The 14,274-nt window shown below is 40.2% G+C and carries 13 protein-coding genes; 2 read left to right on the top strand and 11 right to left on the bottom strand.

What is annotated here, in order from left to right; genetic code table 11:
• The first annotated feature begins 35 nt into the window (after window positions 1-35).
• Both WF803_RS08720 and lexA read left to right on the top strand, forming a co-directional pair.
• Window positions 36-1,691, top strand: coding sequence for an Rqc2 family fibronectin-binding protein (locus WF803_RS08720; RefSeq protein WP_489611083.1), 1,656 nt, complete (start codon window positions 36-38; stop codon window positions 1,689-1,691).
• A 64-nt stretch (window positions 1,692-1,755) separates the two neighbouring features.
• Entirely contained in the window at window positions 1,756-2,367 is a 612-nt protein-coding gene (gene lexA / locus WF803_RS08715) for a transcriptional repressor LexA (protein ID WP_489611082.1), read from the top strand.
• A 44-nt stretch (window positions 2,368-2,411) separates the two neighbouring features.
• Here the strand turns inward: lexA and WF803_RS08710 are convergent, their stop codons facing one another.
• The 11 genes from WF803_RS08710 to WF803_RS08660 form a co-directional block, all read right to left on the bottom strand.
• Window positions 2,412-2,930, bottom strand: a complete 519-nt coding sequence (locus WF803_RS08710) for an adenine phosphoribosyltransferase (protein ID WP_489611081.1) — start codon at window positions 2,928-2,930, stop codon at window positions 2,412-2,414.
• Window positions 2,920-5,244: a single-stranded-DNA-specific exonuclease RecJ gene (gene recJ, locus WF803_RS08705; RefSeq protein WP_489611080.1), complete on the bottom strand. Its 2,325-nt coding sequence runs from the start codon at window positions 5,242-5,244 to the stop codon at window positions 2,920-2,922. The genes WF803_RS08710 and recJ overlap by 11 nt, the downstream gene beginning before the upstream one ends.
• Window positions 5,245-5,258: 14 nt before the next feature.
• Window positions 5,259-6,194 carry a ribonuclease Z gene (gene rnz, locus WF803_RS08700; protein ID WP_489611079.1) on the bottom strand — a complete coding sequence of 312 codons (936 nt, stop codon included), beginning with the start codon at window positions 6,192-6,194 and terminating at the stop codon, window positions 5,259-5,261.
• Between the two features lie 12 nt (window positions 6,195-6,206).
• A complete protein-coding gene (obgE, locus tag WF803_RS08695) occupies window positions 6,207-7,511 on the bottom strand; it encodes a GTPase ObgE (protein WP_489611078.1) in 1,305 nt (434 codons plus the stop codon).
• 2 nt (window positions 7,512-7,513) lie between these two features.
• A complete protein-coding gene (gene glyS / locus WF803_RS08690) occupies window positions 7,514-9,616 on the bottom strand; it encodes a glycine--tRNA ligase subunit beta (protein WP_489611077.1) in 2,103 nt (700 codons plus the stop codon).
• Window positions 9,609-10,505 (bottom strand): glycine--tRNA ligase subunit alpha, encoded by an 897-nt coding sequence (gene glyQ / locus WF803_RS08685; protein WP_489611076.1) that lies wholly within the window; start codon window positions 10,503-10,505, stop codon window positions 9,609-9,611. The genes glyS and glyQ overlap by 8 nt, the downstream gene beginning before the upstream one ends.
• Before the next feature lie 196 nt (window positions 10,506-10,701).
• Entirely contained in the window at window positions 10,702-11,484 is a 783-nt protein-coding gene (recO, locus tag WF803_RS08680; protein ID WP_489611075.1) for a DNA repair protein RecO, read from the bottom strand.
• A 16-nt stretch (window positions 11,485-11,500) separates the two neighbouring features.
• Window positions 11,501-12,400 carry a GTPase Era gene (gene era, locus WF803_RS08675; protein WP_489611074.1) on the bottom strand — a complete coding sequence of 300 codons (900 nt, stop codon included), beginning with the start codon at window positions 12,398-12,400 and terminating at the stop codon, window positions 11,501-11,503.
• Entirely contained in the window at window positions 12,400-12,795 is a 396-nt protein-coding gene (locus WF803_RS08670) for a diacylglycerol kinase family protein (protein ID WP_489611073.1), read from the bottom strand. The genes era and WF803_RS08670 overlap by 1 nt, the downstream gene beginning before the upstream one ends.
• Window positions 12,788-13,270, bottom strand: a complete 483-nt coding sequence (gene ybeY / locus WF803_RS08665; RefSeq protein ID WP_489611072.1) for an rRNA maturation RNase YbeY — start codon at window positions 13,268-13,270, stop codon at window positions 12,788-12,790. Before ybeY ends, WF803_RS08670 begins: the two co-directional genes overlap by 8 nt.
• 25 nt (window positions 13,271-13,295) lie before the next feature.
• Entirely contained in the window at window positions 13,296-14,243 is a 948-nt protein-coding gene (locus WF803_RS08660) for a PhoH family protein (RefSeq protein WP_489611071.1), read from the bottom strand.
• Window positions 14,244-14,274 lie beyond the last annotated feature (31 nt).

Genomic DNA, 14,274 nt, shown 5'->3' with positions numbered 1-14,274 from the left:
GTACTTTTTTAAATGGCTAAATAAAGGAGGATTGTATGGCACTCGATGGTTTATTTGTACACGCCATGGTAGGAGAATTGAAACAAAATCTACTGGGAGGAAGAATTCAAAAAATTCAACAACCCCAAGAGTTAGAATTATTAATGACCGTTAAAAAAAATCGTCAGCAAAAAAAGCTTTCTTTATCTGCCCATGCCTCCTTCCCATGCGTTCATCTCACTCAAAATAAATATTCAATTCCAACCGAACCTTATAATTTTTGTATGGTCCTTAGAAAATATATTCTGGGAAGTCAAATTACTAAAATTGAACAAGTAGCTAATGATCGGATTATTTACTTTGAACTATACCTCCGGGATGAATTTGGTGAAGACCAACTCTATCGTCTTATCCTTGAATTGATGGGGAAACACAGCAATATTTCACTTGTCGATAAAAACGGAATAATATTAGATTGCATTAAACATGTCCCCCCCTTCAAAAATAGCTATCGAACTTTACTGCCGGGCGGTAAATATTTTTTCCCACCCCAGCAAAATAAAGTTGATCCTTTTCGAGAAGAAAACCAAAACTATATCCAAGAAATTAAACCAGACGCCAAAGATATGGTGACTACTTTCTTGGGCTTTGGGACAATGAGTGGGAGAGAATTGGCTTATCGCTTAAAAAAAGCTCCTAACAATAAACTTCAAGTTTTCAAGGAATTTTTAACCGACTTGGATGACCCCTCACCTAACCTCGTTAATAATGAAAAACAAATTTCATATTTTCCTATCGATTATCGGTCTATTAAGCAAGAAAAAGTATATTTCGATAGCCTAGGTGCCCTATTGGATCATGTCAGAGAAGAACATGCTAACCTGCAAAAATCTAATCAATTAGCAAAGGAAATTCAAAGAGCGTTAGATCAACGGCTTAAGCATCTGAAAAAAAAGCAAGATAATTTCCATAAAGACCAAGAAAAAATAGATAAAATGGAAAATTATCGCATTAAAGGAGAAGTTCTAACCGCTAACCTGTATCAAATTGCCGATAATAGCAGTGAGGTTAAATTAATCAATTTCTATAATAACGAACCCATCACGATTACATTAGATCCCAAGATATCTCCCGCTATGAATGCCCAAAATTTGTTTGAACGCTACAATAAATTAAAGCGCAAAAAGCACTACTTGAAGAAACAAAAAGTAGTCTTAGAAAACGAACTTGAATATTTAGATAGCCTTCAAGTGCAATTAGATTTAGCCCAACAAGAGGACTTACCAGAAATTAAAGAAGAACTAGAAGAACAAGGTTATATCAAAAAGCAAAAAAGTCGACGAAAGAAGCAAAAGTCCCCGATGAGTCAGCCAAGAACTTTCAAGTCTTCTGAAGGCAATCGGATTTATGTGGGACGAAACAATAAGCAAAACGATCACCTAACGTTTAAAAAAGCGAATAAAAAGCATTATTGGTTTCACACAAAAAATATTCCTGGAAGTCATGTTATTTTAGCCACGGAAACACCAACAGATACCGAAATTATAGAAGCAGCAGCATTAGCAGCTCGTTTTTCTAAATACAGTCAGTCCAGAAACATCCCCGTTGATTATACACAGGTCCGACATGTGAAAAAACCTTCTGGCGGAAAACCAGGTTTTGTCAATTATTTCGAACAAAAAACCGTTTATGTCGATCCGGCAAGAACCTAGGCAAACACTTGTTCAAAGCAAGCCAATAATGCTAGAATAAGGCTAATAGGAAGGGAGGGATTTGATGAATTCACGTCACACTGAAATCCTAAAATATATCTATCAATGTGTTGAAGAAAATGGCTATCCCCCAACTGTTCGTGAAATTTGCTTGGCTGTGGGACTATCCTCACCTTCTACTGTTCATAGTCATTTAAAAACCTTAGAGAAAAATGGTTATATTGAAAAAGACCCGACGAAGCCACGCGCTTTGGAGATCACCAAAAAAGGCTTTAGTTACTTAGGCATCTACTCTTTAGGAATTCCTATTATCGGCAAAGTTACCGCAGGTGAACCGATTACCGCCGTAGAACATATCGACGGATACCTACCCATTGCCCCACAAGTGACTAAAAAGGAAGAGATTCTCTTTGCCCTTCAAATTAAGGGAGAAAGCATGATCGATGCTGGAATTTACCATGGCGATTATGTCATCGTTAGGGAGCAAGAAACCTGCGAAAATGGTGATATTGTCATCGCTTTGACTGATAATAACGAAGCCACCTGTAAAAGATTTTTTAAAGAAGATGGTTTTATTCGACTCCAGCCCGAGAATCGAAAAATGAAACCCATTATTTTAGATCGGGTAGATATTATTGGTCGGGTGGTTAGTTTATACCGGGAACATTTGGAATAAAAAAAGGCTACTCAGTTTTAAAGAAGCTTGAGTAGCCTTTATTTTTAGTCATTGTACTGGCAGAGTGAATAAACATCGATATCGGAAATTTTCTCCCGTCCCTTTAAGGCGGTCAATTCAATCATAAAAGCTGCGCCCACAATTTTCCCGTTGAGTTGTTCAACTAATTGTTTGGTTGCTTCTATCGTTCCCCCTGTCGCCAGTAAATCATCAACCAGTAAGACACGCTCGCCAGGCTGAATAGCATCCTCATGAATTTGTAAAGTACTCTCCCCATATTCCAAGGCAAAACTTTTAGATACCGTTTTTCGGGGTAGTTTTCCTTTTTTTCTTGCAGGAATAAAGCCCAAACCTAGATGATAGGCTAAAGGACACCCGACCACAAAACCACGTGCCTCGGGCCCTACAATGAGATCGGCTTGCTTTTTCTTAGCGAATTCAGCGAGTTGATTAATCGCTTCTTGGTAAGCTTCACCATGAGCTAGCAAAGGGGTGATATCCCGAAAAGTCACACCTTCATTAGGATAATCGGGAATATTTTCAATATAAGTTTTAAAATTCATGACTTTCCTCCTGGTCAAAAATAATTTCAGCAATTCTCTGCGTGTCATTATATAAGAAAAGTTTTTCACTTTCGATTAAATTGAGGTAGTGGTTTAAAATCTCTGAATTTTTTAGATTAACTTTATCTTTAGTGGGTAGTAACCTGAGCCGCTCTGACTGCTGTTCCATCAGTCCCATTTCTAAGAAAATTTCTAGAATTAATTTTAATTTTTGAGGCGCAAGTTTTAGATACCGTGCTAAAGCAGTCATTTTATTTTTCAATTGCAAAGCGGGCTTTTGCATAAAATACTGGTAAACTCTGCCCAGTTCTTCACGCGTCGGTGAACCTGTTAAATAAGCTCGCCAAGGCGAAAAAGCAAAAAGATAAATATTACGGACTTGGCTAACACGAATTGCTTTTAGCAAAGCCTCTAATCTTACGGGACAATCAAAAATGAGTAAGTTATGCAAGGTCTCCTCAGGCGCTTCAATAAATTCAGCGACCGAGCCCGCCTTACTATTTTTGGGCAATAAGTTTTGATAAGCTTTTAGGTATTTTGGCTCAGAGAAAAGATAGTACGTCTTCTCTAAGGAAAATAACGTATCTTTATTTCGAACCTGCCGCAAATCAAAGACTGCTGGTGCCTCTTGTTTAATATCCATAATAATGGCTTGGGCTGATTCTTTACCTTGCCACACATTTTTCTTGATCGCAAAAAGAATTTCAAAAGGAGCTCCTGAGGTTAAGTATTTTTGATAGTCTCCCATCCGAAAACCGATACCTTGAAAATGATATTGCTTTGTATTAGAAACTATTTTTAACGTATTTTGGTCTTTGCCAATCCTTTGTATTTGCGCCCCTTCATGAATTTTCATGGTAAATAGTGGCATTTCATTCCCTACCCCAAAAGGTCCCAGACGTTCCAGCTCATGAATATGAGTTAAGGAAATGTCTGTTGCATCAATGGGAATTGCCAGCCTTTTTTCTTTGGTTAAGCCAGCTATAGAGGCGGCTGCTTTTTTATTTATGACCTTTAGCCAATCATTAAAGGCCGTTTTCTCTACTGTTAAACCAGCTGCCATTTCATGGCCCCCAAAATTCACCAAATATTCTCTCGTCTTAACAAGCAAGGAATTGATATTAACACCAGGTATCGAGCGGGCCGAGCCTTTGTAATGTTTGTGATCACTAGCTTCTGTTAGTACAATAGCCGGTTTTTTATACTGTTCTGCCAATCGGCTAGCAACAATACCTAAAACCCCTTCATGCCAATTCCGATTGGCTAAAATCAGGAGATTTTGTTCATGGAGGCTAGGTGTTTTGTCAAGTTGTGCTTTAGCTTCCTGGCAAATTTTCTCAACAATTTGCTTGCGTTCATTATTGATTTTTTCCATTTCTAGGACGGTATTATGGGCAAGATGATCATCAAAAGTTGTCAAACAATCTACACCTGTATTAGCGTTACTGATCCGTCCCAAAGCATTTAAACGCGGAGCAATTTGAAAACTAATGGTCTCTTCATCAATTTGCGCTGGTGTAATAGCCAATTCCTTATAAAGGGCTAATAAACCCAAACGATCTGTCTGTCGCAATTGATCTAGACCTAAGGCAATAATCGTTTGATTTTCATCTTGAACCGTTACTAAATCAGCCACCGTACCAATAGCCGCTAAATCGAATAATTGGTAGGGTATTTCCTCTAATAAAGCCCAAGCTAATTTTAAAGCCACCCCTGCTCCTGAGAGATCACCAAAAGGATACTCGCCTAGAGGATGTCTCGGGTGAATAATCGCATAAGCTTCTGGCAGTTCATCACTCAATTCATGATGATCGGTAACGATAACGTCTGTTCCCTGGTTTTGAGCGTAGGCAATTGCTTCAAAACCTTTAACACCATTATCACAAGTAATAATTAAGGTGACACCCTGCCGAAGATAATATTCATAGACGGCCTGGTTGGGGCCATAGCCATCAACCTGACGATCGGGTAGATAGACAAGAACCTCTACGCCCAGAATCTCAAAAGCTTCTTTTAATATCGAAGCACTTGTAATGCCGTCCGCATCATAATCGCCATAAATTAATATTTTTTCATTGTTTTCAATGGCGTGTAATATACGATTAAGCGCTTTTTTCATATCAAATAGCAGTGTTGGCTCATGAAGACGCTGAGGTGGCTCCAAGGCCTGCGCCATTTCCTCAGCTGATGTTAAACCACGTTGCTTTAAAACTTTTACTAAGAAAGGAGAAATATCAAGCTTTTCTGCTATTTTTTCCTGTTCTTCTTTGGGTAGAGGAGCGACCTCCTCCCAAGTATAATGAGAACGTAACATTCAATCCACCTTTATTATTTCTTAGCCAGGATATCAAAGCTATCGAAGTCTTTAACCAGATAGCTCTTAGGGAAGATTTTACGACTTGCAGTAATTAGATGCTGGATTTTCTCCCCCAAGTACCGGGGAGAAATATGATTAATATACAATTGCTCGACCTGTGAACGTTTTGCCAATTGACAAGCATCAACTACCGTCGAATGGTAATGTTTATGGGCAAGAGCTTTAGCTTCGGGACCATAAGTTCCCTCGTGTACTAAAACCGACGCATTTTTAGCTAAAATCTCAGTCCCTAAACAAGGTCTAGTATCTCCTAGGATCGTTACAATACGTCCTGGTCGATCAGGCCCCAGCAATTCCCTACCATGAATCACACGACCATCCGTTAAGGTCACAGTTTCTTTGTTTTTTAAGCGACCGAGAATCGGACCTGGCGTAATCCCTAAAGCTTCCACCTTAGACATCAATAATTTCCCTGAGGCGGGCGGCTCTTCAACGCGAAAACCATAAGAAGTAATATTATGGTCTAATTTATGATAGTGAATGTTATAACCATGTTTTTCCTTGATCATTCCTTCTGATTGACTCAATTCAGTAAAATTAAGACGATAGCTGAGATGAGTGCGACTTAATGATAAGGCCGAAGTTATAAACTCGCGGATTCCTTCAGGACCTATAATATCTAAGACAGTATTTTCTCCCCCCTGAAAGCTCCGACTACTGAGTAAGCCTGGTAAGCCAAAGATGTGATCCCCGTGGAGATGGGTAACAAATATCTTGCTTATTTTAGCTGGCTTAATCGTTGTTTGAAGAATTTGGCTTTGTGTTCCCTCTCCACAATCAAAAAGCCAAATTTCATTCATTTCTTCAAGTAACTTCAGAGCAGTAGAACTGACATTCCGAAAACGGGATGGGAGCCCAGCGCTAGTTCCAAGAAATTGAATTTGCATGGCACCCCTCCTTTAAACAAAGAATTCAAATTCGTAATCGAGAATACGAACAATATCGCCATTTTGGGCGCCCGCTTCCAGCAAGGCATCGTCGACACCTTTAGCTGCCATTTTTTTAGCAAAGCGCCTAGCGCTCTCATCAAATTCAAGATTGGCCATTTTAAAATCTTTTTCAATGGGGGCACCAGATAACTGCCAAAAGCCTTCCTTAATCGGCTTTAGTTTAAAGTAGGTGTTTGAATCTCCATCACTTTCGCTGTCGAGATTAATGATCGTTTCCCCTGTAGCAAAGTCATCACGATGATCTTCTAGCAGCTCAAATGTCGCCCGGAGGAGTTCTTTAATTCCTTGGTGGGTATAGGCAGAAATCTCAATAATTTCTGGTTGTTCATCCTGATTTTGTTCGTTTTCTAATTTTTCTGTAAAAGCTTTTAAATTGTCTGCTGCTGCGGGCATATCCATTTTATTGGCCACAATAATTGTGGGACGATCTAGTAATTGCTCATCATATTCCGCTAGCTCATGATTTATTTTAAGGTAATCATCGTAAGGATCACGACCTTCAAGGCTTGCCATGTCAATGACATGCAAGAGTACCTTTGTCCGTTTGACATGCTGCAAAAATTGTAAACCTAGACCCACCCCATGGCCAGCTCCTTCGATAAGGCCAGGCAAATCAGCCATGACGAAGGTTTCATCATAAGAGAGATTGACAACCCCTAAATTCGGGGAGAGGGTCGTGAAAGGATAAGTTGCAATTTTAGGCTTTGCATTTGTGGCAACAGAGAGGATGGTTGACTTTCCTACCGAAGGGAAACCAATAATGCCAACATCAGCAAGTACCCTTAACTCTAAATTAAGTTCCACTTCTTCCCCAGGTTCACCATTTTCTGCCATTTCAGGAGCTGGGTTATTGTGAGTCGCAAATTTTTTATTGCCACGACCTCCACGTCCACCCTGGGCCACGCAAACACTATCCTCATGGTGCAGCAGATCAGCGACTAGTTTATGCGTTTTAGCATCACGAATTATCGTTCCAGGTGGCACGGTAAGAATTAAATCTTCCGCTCCCTTTCCATAACGCGATTTCGTCATACCGTTTTCCCCATTCCTAGCTTTAAAATGGGAATGATAACGAAAATGGGATAAATTATGGAGGCCTTCATCCACCTTGATGATAACACTTCCCCCGCAGCCGCCATCACCACCCGCAGGGCCACCATCGGGACGATATTTTTCTCTTAAGAAGGCAACCAAACCATCTCCACCTTTACCTGCTTTAATAAAAATTTTAGCACGGTCATAAAATTTTGACATGTTTATCTTCCTTTGGTTTTGATTTGTTTTGTATCAGCCAATTCCAATACTTCTTCCGCAATCTTTGCCAGTAAAGCTAAGCGATTATTCCTAAGCTTTTCATCATCTGTAAAAATCATATTCTCTTCGAAAAATTCGTCAATAGCATCAGCCAAACCACTGAGACTATAGTACCGATCAGCCGAGGATTCCCCTAAATCTAAACTCATCACTAAATCATAAAGTTGCCGTTCACTGTCTGTTTGCAATAATTCCTCTTGGCAAGCTTTAGGGTTAATTTTCATTTCTTTCATCTTAGGGATCAGATTTAAGATTCGATTCCAAGCTTCTATATTTGACTTGAAGTCATCTTGATCTTGGACGTCTAATAAAGTCTTAACGGCTGCATACTTATCATTAATATCCGTATCATTTGAAGCCAACACGGCTTGAATAAGATCAGCCGAAAGACCTGCTTGTTGCCATTGGAAACGTAGACGTTGCAGCATAAAGTCATAAATATGACCGGTTAAAGCTTCGACCTCCTCATAGGAAAAATCAGAGCAAATTAAGGCAATAATTTCTGGTAACCATGAATCCCAAGCGAAAGGCAAGTCATAGGCCCTAAGGATCTGAACAATACCAGTCATTTGCCGGCGCAAAGCAAAAGGATCATTAGAACCAGAAGGAATTTTACCAATTTCAAAGAAACGAATGATGGCCTGTAATTTATCGGCTACAGCATAAAGAACGCCTAGAGGAGATTCTGGCAGATCTCCTTGTGCGGAAACAGGCATGTAATGCTCTCGAATCGCGTATTGAACCATAGGGTCTTCCCCTGCTTCCCCAGCATAAATTTCTCCCATGATTCCTTGTAACTCAGAAAATTCATTAACAATTTGAGTTTCTAAGTCAAATTTATAAATCTCTCCAGCACGAGCTATCTGCTTGAGGAAGTCCGTATGTAATTCAGCAGCGAATAAATCCTCAACAGCCCAGTGATCGTATAAAGCACGGGCAATCTTTTGAGTCTCTGCCATTTTATCAGCCATGGTACCAATTTTTTCATGAAAGGTGACCTTAGACAGCTTAGCAGCAAAGTCATCAATACTATGCTTTTGATCTTCCGCCACAAAAAATTGAGCATCATCTAAACGCGCGACGAGAACCTTCTCATTCCCGTGAATGACTTGCTCTAAAGCCCTATCATCCCCATTACGAACACCAATAAAATAAGCTTCTAAATCCCCATTTTCCCCTTTAACACTAAAGTAACGTTGGTGTTCAGCCATCGTTGTAATTAAAACTGGCTCAGGAAGAGAAAGATATTTCTTATCATATTCACCTACAAAAGCCGTAGGATATTCGACTAGCTGGGTCACTTCCTCTAATAAATCACCAGGCAAATCAACATGCCAGCCATACTCCTGCTCTAAATTTTTAATTTGCTCAGTAATCATTTGCTTTCTTTTATCTTGATCAGCAATGACAGCAGCTTTTTCTAAAGTTTTTTCATAATCCTTAGCATTGGTCAGTTCCACTTTACCTGGCGCTAAAAAGCGATGGCCACGTGTTGCTCGTCCGGAAACAGCGTCCATCAGTTCAAAGGGAATGACCTCATCATCTAGGAGGGCAACATACCAATGGACTGGCCGTAAGTAACGATAGAGGTGGTCAGACCAGCTCATCGCGGCTACAAAATCAATTTCTTTAATCACGCGCTTAACAAGTGGGAGAATCTCAGCTGCTGAATGTCCTCCCTGCTCTTCCTTAGCGAAAAGATAGGGTTCTCCTTTTTCCTCATCAAAATAAAGATCCGCAAGGGAGACATTCTTACCGCGTGCAAAACCTTTTGCTGCTTTGGTCCATTCACCATTTTTATCAACAGCAATCCGCTTGGCCGGTCCGCGATGAATTTTAGTCCGCGTTTCCTGCATTTCAGCCAAGCCAGACACTAAAGCCGCAAAGCGTCGGGGAGTGCCAAATACTTTGATATGGTCATAGCTTAGCCATTGCTCATTAAGGAAGGCTGCTAATTTTGTTTTAAGTTGTTCCGTGGTTGGCCGAACGCTACGGGCCGGCATATCCTCAATGCCTATTTCCAATAAAAAATTATGTTTAGTCATTTTGAGTCTCCTCACTAAGCAATTTTTCAGCCGTTTTACGATCCAACAATGGGTAGCCTAATTCACGGCGGCGGTCAACAAATAATCGGCAAACTTTCCTAGCCATATTACGGATACGGCTCAGATAGTCCTGTCTTTCGGTTTGAGAGACCACGCCATGAGCATCCAATAAATTAAAGGTATGTGAGCATTTCAAAATATAATCATAAGCAGGATGCACAAGCTGCTGATTAATTTGTTCGAGAGCTTCATCTTCATAGAATTTAAAAGCAGCTTTCAACCCAGCGACGTCAGCAGTTTCAAAGGTATACTTAGAATGTTCAAATTCCGCCTGCTTAAAAATATCGCCATAGTAGACATTCTTACCCCATTGCAAATCAAAAACATTATTGACATTTTGGATATAAGAAGCTAATCGCTCAATCCCATATGTAATCTCAACGGTGGTAGGATGGCAATCTAAACTACCAACTTGCTGAAAATATGTGAATTGGGTAATTTCCATCCCATCCAACCACACTTCCCAGCCAAGTCCTGCACAGCCCATCGAAGGGTTTTCCCAGTTATCCTCCACAAATCGAACATCATGATCCTCAAGAACTAAATCCAATTCGCGAAGACTATCTAAGTAAAGCTCTTGAATATTCAATGGACTAGGCTTCATGACCACTTGAAATTGGTGGTGTTGATAAAGACGATTAGGGTTTTCCCCGTAACGACCATCATCTGGTCGACGTGAAGGCTCGACATAGCAAGCATTCCAAGGTTCAGGTCCTACTGCCCTTAATATCGTATAAGGACTCATTGTACCGGCTCCTTGTTCCGTATCATAAGCATTGAGCAGTAAGCAACCTTGTTTCGTCCAAAATTCCTGTAATCGTAAGATCATTTCCTGAATCGTTATCATAATATCAACCTTCCCACCAACAATATAGGGTTAACAAGTAAAAAACCTATGTATGGATAACACACATAGGATTAGAATCTGTTTTAAAGAAACACATGTCCCTTGAGCCATACACTTAAACGCGATAAGCTGATTATCCTTTTTCACAAGGTTTCAATTTCCTCATAATCTACCACTACTATACTTTATCCCCCTTGGAAGCGTCAAGCGGATTATACAGGCCGAATAACTCTTTGAGAAACTGATTGGTTTGTAAGTAAACCCCCGTATATTCATCATAGAGGTCATCAATGTGGTGATGAATATCTTTTTTGAGTGGTGTAGATAAATGAACCTGGCCTACTTTATCAATTGGAAGTTCTGCATACTTCATTACCAAATAAGAACTATTAGGCGTCCAGTGTAATCGGTTAGGGTCTTGGGGCCAGTGTTTCTCACAAAGCATACCGTGGTACTTCATCGAGTAATCAAAGGCCCCCTCCTCGTTTCCACATATAGCGCAATGCGAAAAAATTGGTTCAACACCAAAATATGGAAGCATCTGTAAGGCAAAAACTTGAGCTAAAGTCCAAGCATCAATACCATTTTCCATAGCTTGAAGGCCAAGCCAGAGCTTTTGATAAACCTTGAGACAAGCTTCATTTTCCGCTAGCGCCCGATTCACTAATTGCAGCATGTATCCGGCACAGGCTTGCTTTTCAATATCAAAAAGAATTACTTTAGGAAAGGCCACTTGCACAATATCCTTGATAAAGCAGAAACCTTGTTCTGGCAGATGGCCAACAAAACTTCCCCGGACAAGTGGGGTTAAACGAATCGCTTTTTTTGCTGTTTGTCCTCGCCGAAGAAAGAACATCCGCTTGCCTGTTTCTTTGGTGAAAATCTGACAAAGCTGATCTTTTTCGCGATAAGGTTTAACCGAAAAAATAATTCCCTCAAAGTTTTGATAATACTGACTCATTCCCTCACCTCAGAATTTAGTGTGGATCAAGAGTATAACCTAAATTTTTTAATGAAAATTGGTGCTTACGCCAATTTTTTTCAACTTTTACTTCTAATTTTAGATTAACTTGCTCGCCGAGGAGGGCTTCAATTTCTGGCCTCGTCTGGCTGCCAATTGCCTTAATCATTTTTCCTGCTCGACCAATAACAATTCCTTTTTGTGAATTTCTCTCCACATAAATATCAGCAAAGATATGAATAAGGCCCTCTTTACTTTTTTTCATTTCTGTTACTTTTACCGCCGTTGAGTGTGGGATTTCATCATGGGTTTGGGACAGTACCTTTTCACGAATAAGTTCAGAAATCACAAAATATTCAGGGTGATCGGTCACCATATCTTCTGGGTAGTACTTAGGCCCCGCTGGCAATATTTTTAATAGATGATCCATCAGTTCTTCCAGGCCTGCCCCCGTGCGGGCGGAGATGGGGATAATCGCTTCAAAGGCTTCAGTCGCTCCTAAATCCTCTAAATACTCTGCCAGTTGCTTGGTAGAGACTTGATCTATTTTATTGACCAGCAGAAAAATAGGAACGGGCAAGTCATCCAATTGTTCCAAAATATAGCGATCCCCAGGGCCAACTTTTTCGCAGACATTCAAAATAAAAAGGACAGCCTCAACAGCTTCCAAGGCACGGGAAATGCTTTGTAACATAAAATTATCTAGATTATTTTTGGACTTATGCACTCCCGGTGTATCAAGGAAAACCAACTGCGCCTTTTCATCAGTATGGATGCCGCGAATCACATTTCGAGTCGTTTGGGGTTTTGCGCTAGTAATCGCAACCTTATGCTGTACCAGGCGATTTAAAAGGGTTGATTTTCCAACATTAGGGCGGCCTATTAGTGTGACAAAACCTGATTTAAAAACGGTCATTACATTTTACATCCTTCCCACAATGCCCAAAATTTAGGTATAAAAATAAATAAACCGACTAATAAAGCCAGCATGGCGGTTAGTAATACAGCAGCTGCAGCCACATCTTTGCATTTCTTGGCCAGTGGATGAAAATATTCTCCTACATGAAGATCGACTAAAGACTCAATCACCGTATTATGGAGCTCAGCAAATAAAACCAAAGCAGCGGCAAAAAGAATACTCAGCCACTCTGAGAGGCTGATATGGAAGTAGCCACCTAAAAGACAAGCAGATAGCAAGCAGCCAAGCTGAATTCTAAAATTTCTCTCGTTTTTAAAAGTGAGCACTAAGCCAGCCCAGGCATGTTTTAGACTTTGCCAGTATGATTTATTTTTAAAAGCATTTCTACTCATAATTTCTCCCCAAACCAAAACGATCTAGAATATCGTTCTGCAAGGCAAACATTTCCGCTTCGTGCGGTTTCGTGTCATGGTCGAAACCATTCAAATGTAAGAAACCATGTACGACAAGAAAACCTAATTCACGTGCGAAACTATGGCCATATTTTATGGCTTGTGCTTGGCAAGTTTCATAAGAGACAAAAATATCCCCCAAAGCTATTGGAAATTGTTTGGGTAAGCCTAAAATCACTGTTTCATCTTGTGTTCCATCTTGCATGGGGAAACTTAAAACATCGGTAGGACGATCCACATGACGATAAGTCGCATTAATTTTTTCAATTTCAGTGTCCGTTAAAATGGTAATGTCAACTTCAAAATTTCCGGCTAGCTTGAGGACTTGGCTGGCTAAATTTAATAAGTCATGGAGCGTAGTCCGTTGTTCCTCCGTTAATAATTGGTGCTCATCATAAAAGTCAATCTCTAACATATTGATCCTCCTGACTTAGGGGATATTAATCACCGTAAGCTTTGATAATCGCTGCAACCACTGGATGGCGAATAACATCTTCAGCTGTGAATTGAATAATGGCAATATCCGAAATATTTTTTAATTTTTCCCGGGCATCAACTAAACCCGACTTTACCCCACGTGGTAAATCAATCTGCGAAACATCACCATTTACTAGCATTTTAGAGCCAAAACCTAAACGCGTGAGGAACATTTTCATCTGGGCAACGGTGGTATTTTGTGCCTCGTCTAAAATCACAAAAGCATCATCCAAAGTTCTGCCTCGCATATACGCTAAGGGAGCTATTTCGATCACATTACGCTCTAGAAGACGCTCCGTATATTCAGTGCCACAAATACTATAAAAAGCATCATAAATAGGCCGGAGATAGGGGTCTACTTTTTCTTTAAGGTCCCCTGGTAAGAAACCAAGACTTTCACCGGCTTCGACTGCAGGCCGAGTGACGATGATTCGTTTAACCTGGCCTTTTTTCAAAGCCTGGACCGCAAGCACAACAGCTAGGAAAGTCTTCCCTGTTCCGGCTGGTCCTAAGCCCAAAGTAACGGCATGACTTTCAATAGCCCTGACATAAGCCAACTGCCCTTCTGTTTTTGCCCTTAATTCCTCACCGGAAAAAGTTTTCCCAATGGGTTGATCAAACAAACTCTCAAAAAAAGATAATTTGTTCTCCTTGGTCAATTGAATCCCATTAGCTAGATCAGAAGAGCTAAGTGTATGGCCGGCACCAATCAATTCATCAATCGTTTGGATTAGTTTAAAAACAAGCATGTGATCAGGACCCTTCACCGTTATTTCCTGACCTAAGGCAAATATTTCTGTAGAAAAAGCATCTTCTAACATTCTAAGGTGCTCTTCCTTAAGATCCAAAAAGAATGAAATAGTATCAGGGTTTACGATCTCATATTTACTTTCTTCCTGCTTATTTGCCAAAATAAGACCTCCTGTGTTTTTTCTTAATTAT

Source organism: Aerococcus sp. BD502 (assembly GCF_057919555.1).
The sequence above is the reverse complement of the archived record's forward strand: the minus strand, read 5'-3'. Positions and strand labels throughout refer to the sequence as shown.

What these genes read in the sequence shown, in the direction of transcription:
- ybeY (WP_489611072.1), bottom strand. Translation starts at nt 13,270, where the DNA reads ATGTTAGAGATTGACTTTTATGATGAGCACCAATTATTAACGGAGGAA.
- glyQ (WP_489611076.1), bottom strand. Translation starts at nt 10,505, where the DNA reads ATGATCTTACGATTACAGGAATTTTGGACGAAACAAGGTTGCTTACTG.
- recJ (WP_489611080.1), bottom strand. Translation starts at nt 5,244, where the DNA reads ATGTTACGTTCTCATTATACTTGGGAGGAGGTCGCTCCTCTACCCAAA.
- WF803_RS08670 (WP_489611073.1), bottom strand. Translation starts at nt 12,795, where the DNA reads ATGAGTAGAAATGCTTTTAAAAATAAATCATACTGGCAAAGTCTAAAA.
- rnz (WP_489611079.1), bottom strand. Translation starts at nt 6,194, where the DNA reads ATGCAAATTCAATTTCTTGGAACTAGCGCTGGGCTCCCATCCCGTTTT.
- WF803_RS08720 (WP_489611083.1), top strand. Translation starts at nt 36, where the DNA reads ATGGCACTCGATGGTTTATTTGTACACGCCATGGTAGGAGAATTGAAA.
- era (WP_489611074.1), bottom strand. Translation starts at nt 12,400, where the DNA reads ATGACCGTTTTTAAATCAGGTTTTGTCACACTAATAGGCCGCCCTAAT.
- glyS (WP_489611077.1), bottom strand. Translation starts at nt 9,616, where the DNA reads ATGACTAAACATAATTTTTTATTGGAAATAGGCATTGAGGATATGCCG.
- WF803_RS08710 (WP_489611081.1), bottom strand. Translation starts at nt 2,930, where the DNA reads ATGAATTTTAAAACTTATATTGAAAATATTCCCGATTATCCTAATGAA.
- obgE (WP_489611078.1), bottom strand. Translation starts at nt 7,511, where the DNA reads ATGTCAAAATTTTATGACCGTGCTAAAATTTTTATTAAAGCAGGTAAA.
- recO (WP_489611075.1), bottom strand. Translation starts at nt 11,484, where the DNA reads ATGAGTCAGTATTATCAAAACTTTGAGGGAATTATTTTTTCGGTTAAA.
- lexA (WP_489611082.1), top strand. Translation starts at nt 1,756, where the DNA reads ATGAATTCACGTCACACTGAAATCCTAAAATATATCTATCAATGTGTT.